Raw genomic sequence first — 4055 nt, 5'->3', positions numbered from 1 at the left:
TTTACCATGATGTTTCCGTACAGTTTTGGACTTCAGTTTGTGTTGCAACCTTATCCAACATCTTTGGCCTTTTATATAGTTTCTGTTCGTCAGGTCAAGAGTTTGCCTACTACTTCCTTCAGATTCCACCTCGCGATGGACACCCTTGCATTCAGCTAACACTTCCCACTGTAAAGGCGTGTTCAGGACTTACACCCTAGAGTTATCGCCCATGCTGGGCACACAACAAAGAAACCTCCAAAGTCAATGACTTTGGAGGTTTCTAATTTTAAAATTTCATCGATACGATTATTACCAAGGACTTATCCCAGTTTCATCTTCTATATCATTACTAAAAAATTGCCCTGTAGGTCCGTTTTCATCTGTAAGTGTATGCTTGATGATAAAATCAGCAGCACTTTCTAAAGATCCGGGACCATTATGATGATTAAAATCTGTAGCAGTGTAACCAGGATCAATTACATTAACTTTAAATGGTAAATCCTTCAATTCATAAGCCAACACAATCGTGTATGCATTTAAAGCCGCCTTTGATGTTCCGTAACCCGCTGTTTTAAAATCATAGTACTTCCAATTTGGATCACTATGTAAGGTTAAAGATCCAAGACCTGAAGTTATATTACTAATTCTTGGACTATCTGATTTTTTAAGCAATTCTAAAAATGCCTGTGTGACGCTGATTACACCAAAGAAATTGGTATCAAATACATTCTGAATCGCCTCAATTGATGTATCTAAGGCGCTTTGAGGAAATTCACCACTAATTCCTGCATTGTTGATCAAGATATCTAATTTACCTTGTTCGTTTTTGATAATATTTTTTGCCTCTAAAATTGAAGCCGGATTTGTTACATCAATTTGAATGGGTTTAATGTTTTGCAATCCATTCTTATTTAATTCATTTACTACTGCCTTTCCTTTTTCAAGATCTCGAGTTCCTAAATAAACGAATAATCCTTTTTTTGAAAGTTCTTTTACTAACTCTAAACCTATGCTTCTATTTGCGCCTGTAATTAATACTGTCTTCATTTCTCTTAATTTTAAATTATCAAACAAAGGTCACTCCTTTAAAAACAAAATGATTTGCCATTTGGCAAAAAGCGATTTAACGTATATTTTTTCTAATTCGGCTTAAAGAGGATTGAGTAATACCTAAATAAGACGCAACATAAGATAACGGAATTCGATTAATAACATTAGGATAAATTTTGAGAAACATTAAATATCTTGTGGTTGCATCTTCTGAAACCAAAGGACTTCTTCTTTCTACTTTTTGTCTCAATGCTTTTGAAATAATCTTATGCACCATAGCATCCCAACCAACAATAGTATCCAAAAGTTCTCTCCAGTCTTTTTTTGAAAAAACCAATAATTTACAATCTGTAATCGCCTGAACATATGCATTGGAACAAATATCATTGTCAAAACTCTCTATATCAACTACCAGATTATTTTCGTCTATAAAATATTTTGTGATTTCTTCTCCTTTATTATTGTAATAACAAACGCGTATAATTCCATCTAAAACAAAACCAACTTGCTGAGCAACTTTGCCTGCCTCTGAGAAATATTCATCTTTTTTAACTTCTAATACAATAGCTTTCTTTGAAATCAATTCAATTTGCTGATGATTCAAACTTCCAAATTGCAATATATACTCTATAAATTCTTTCATAACTGCAAGTTAGTCAAAGTTATTTTTACTTTTTTTGTCATTTGGTAAAAAGAAATTATTTCGCAAAGAACAATACAAAGTTATTTTATTAAATAATTCATTAGAAAATAAATACAGCAAGTGCTACAAAAAGCAATTTTAAATATCGAATTGCAGAAAAAAATATTATTTATACAATTACATTCTACTCACGATTACCTTTTATAATTCCTCTCTTCGAACCCTTGATAAAATCTATAATAAGATTACGTTCTGTACTTGGCGCAAAACTATTCTTTATTAATTCCAAAGCAAGAGTTGTATTTCGTTTTTCCTGGAAAATAATACGATAGATATCTTTCAATTCTTTTATTTTTCCACTTTCAAAACCTCTTCTTTTCAACCCAATACTATTTAATCCAACGTAACTTAAAGGTTCACGAGATGCCAAAACATAAGGAGGAACATCTTTTACAATCCGACTCATTCCACTTACCATACTATATTCACCAATTAAGGAAAATTGATGAATAGCAGTTAAGCCACTAATATTTACAAAATCACCAACAATAACTTCGCCGGCCATTCCAACATTAAAACCAATGATGCAATTATCGCCGATATAACAATCATGACCAATATGGGTATTCGCCATTATTAAATTCATATTACCTATTACGGTTTTATTTTTCGATACGGTTCCTTTATTTATGGTCACAAACTCCCTGATGATGGTTTCGTTGCCAATCGTCAAAAAGGTATATTCATTTTTATATTTTAAATCTTGTGGAATTCCACCTAAAATAGCACTGGCATGTATTTGACAGCTCTCTCCAATTCTTGTACCATTTAAAATATTTGCATTATTCCCTATCCAGGTATTATCACCAATAATAACATCGTCTTCAATAGTTGTAAAGTTTCCTATGTGTACGTTTTTTCCAATTATAGCATTTTTTCCGATAATAGTATTTTTCAATTTCTCGTATTTTATATAGAATACAAATATTACTAAGAAACAAATTGTATTTCTTGATCTAAAGTCAATTAATTTGAGCTCTGATTCTGCTTAATGTTTCAGGACTTACACCAATAAGTGACGCAATATCTTTCAACTTAGCTTTTAAAATAATTTGAGGTAATGAATTTACCAAATAGAGATACTTTTCCTGAGCACTCATTGAAGTGTACGAATGATGAAATTCATTTAATCTGGAAAGATAAATTCTTAACAGCTTGATATGAAACTTGGAAAACAAAGGATATTCTAATAATTTTAATTCGTCCAGATACGATAACGAATAAACTGTTGTTTCTTCAGAAGCCTGAAAATTTTCAAAAGAGAGCTTTTGTTCAAAATAGCTGGTTAAGGAAGTAACAAATTGGTTATCTGTATAAATCCACTTGGTGATTTCTATACCATCTTCAAGACAAAACCTACGCACCAAACCCGATTTAATATAATAAATTTTTGAACAGATTTTACCTTCCTGAATAATCATTTCATTTTTTTGAAATCTTTCTTCAACAAAATACTCCCTTATCATCTGCTCTGTTTTTAAATCTAGTATCTGAAAGCTATTGATTAAACTTAATAATTGTGTCATGATGTAAACTATTGTGAAAACAAATTTATCAATATAATTTAAGAATCATTCAAAAATACATTTCATCAGTTCAGAATTAATCTACCCAACAATTATTCGAAGTAAAAAGAGAAGATTTAAGAGTGCTTTTTTTTCTATTTGATCGATATTCACGTAAAAGCTAAAAAAACAGTTAAACAATAATAAGCATAGCGTTACCCTCCGGGTCGGGCTGTACGCTAAATCTTTTGCGAAAGATATTTTAGGCTTCTGGAAGTTTGGGTTTAACCGCAAAAGGATATCGCTGCCATCCCTAATGCAATCCAAGATAAAGAGAAGTGTCATTTTTGAAGTTCCAGATTCCAAAGTATCACACCTTGTGTCTTTGTGAACTTTACAAGAACATTGAATTAAAAGATTTTTTTGTGCTTCTCTTTAAAAAAAACAAATTAGAAGCTATTTGAAAAAGATGCATAAGAAATAAGGAAAGCAAAAGAAAGACAACTTTCCACAATTGCATTTGGTAACAAAATATTATCCGGCCCAGCTTTGCGAACTTAACAATTTTCAACAATTACAAACTTTCCTTGCGCGCTTTGCGGTTAAACCACAAACCCATATAAAACAAAAAAAATCCTATCAAATAAATGATAAGGATCCTTAAAAGAAAGGCGACAGACCCCGATAGCTATCGGGGCTCGCCTATTACCCCAGTATTTTGTAAAACAAAAAACCCTGTTTCGCTAGAAACAGGGTTTTCAAAAGAAAGGCGACGACATACTCTCCCACATAACTGCAGTACCATCTGCGCAGGC

At 31.9% G+C, this 4055-nt stretch carries 4 protein-coding genes; all 4 read right to left on the bottom strand.

The features are described from left to right. Positions 1–291: 291 nt before the first annotated feature. The 4 genes from NJT12_RS24660 to NJT12_RS24645 all read right to left on the bottom strand — a co-directional run bounded on the left by NJT12_RS24660 (position 292) and on the right by NJT12_RS24645 (position 3261). On the bottom strand, positions 292–1029 hold the full coding sequence (locus NJT12_RS24660; RefSeq protein WP_271338761.1) for an SDR family oxidoreductase: 738 nt from the start codon (positions 1027–1029) through the stop codon (positions 292–294). Between the two features lie 76 nt (positions 1030–1105). Continuing rightward, positions 1106–1675: a Crp/Fnr family transcriptional regulator gene (locus tag NJT12_RS24655; RefSeq protein ID WP_271338760.1), complete on the bottom strand. Its 570-nt coding sequence runs from the start codon at positions 1673–1675 to the stop codon at positions 1106–1108. Positions 1676–1859: 184 nt separating this feature from the next. Further along, positions 1860–2633 carry an acyl-ACP--UDP-N-acetylglucosamine O-acyltransferase gene (lpxA, locus tag NJT12_RS24650; protein WP_271338759.1) on the bottom strand — a complete coding sequence of 258 codons (774 nt, stop codon included), beginning with the start codon at positions 2631–2633 and terminating at the stop codon, positions 1860–1862. Between the two features lie 64 nt (positions 2634–2697). Then, a complete protein-coding gene (locus NJT12_RS24645) occupies positions 2698–3261 on the bottom strand; it encodes a Crp/Fnr family transcriptional regulator (RefSeq protein WP_271338758.1) in 564 nt (187 codons plus the stop codon). Positions 3262–4055 lie beyond the last annotated feature (794 nt).

Origin of the sequence: Flavobacterium azizsancarii, assembly GCF_027980145.1 — a bacterium.
Lineage (GTDB): Bacteria > Bacteroidota > Bacteroidia > Flavobacteriales > Flavobacteriaceae > Flavobacterium > Flavobacterium azizsancarii.
The sequence above is the reverse complement of the archived record's forward strand: the minus strand, read 5'-3'. Positions and strand labels throughout refer to the sequence as shown.

Excerpts from the sequence above, each read along its gene's own strand:
- NJT12_RS24660 (WP_271338761.1), bottom strand. The coding sequence starts at position 1,029 with ATGAAGACAGTATTAATTACAGGCGCAAATAGAAGCATAGGTTTAGAG.
- NJT12_RS24645 (WP_271338758.1), bottom strand. The coding sequence starts at position 3,261 with ATGACACAATTATTAAGTTTAATCAATAGCTTTCAGATACTAGATTTA.
- NJT12_RS24655 (WP_271338760.1), bottom strand. The coding sequence starts at position 1,675 with ATGAAAGAATTTATAGAGTATATATTGCAATTTGGAAGTTTGAATCAT.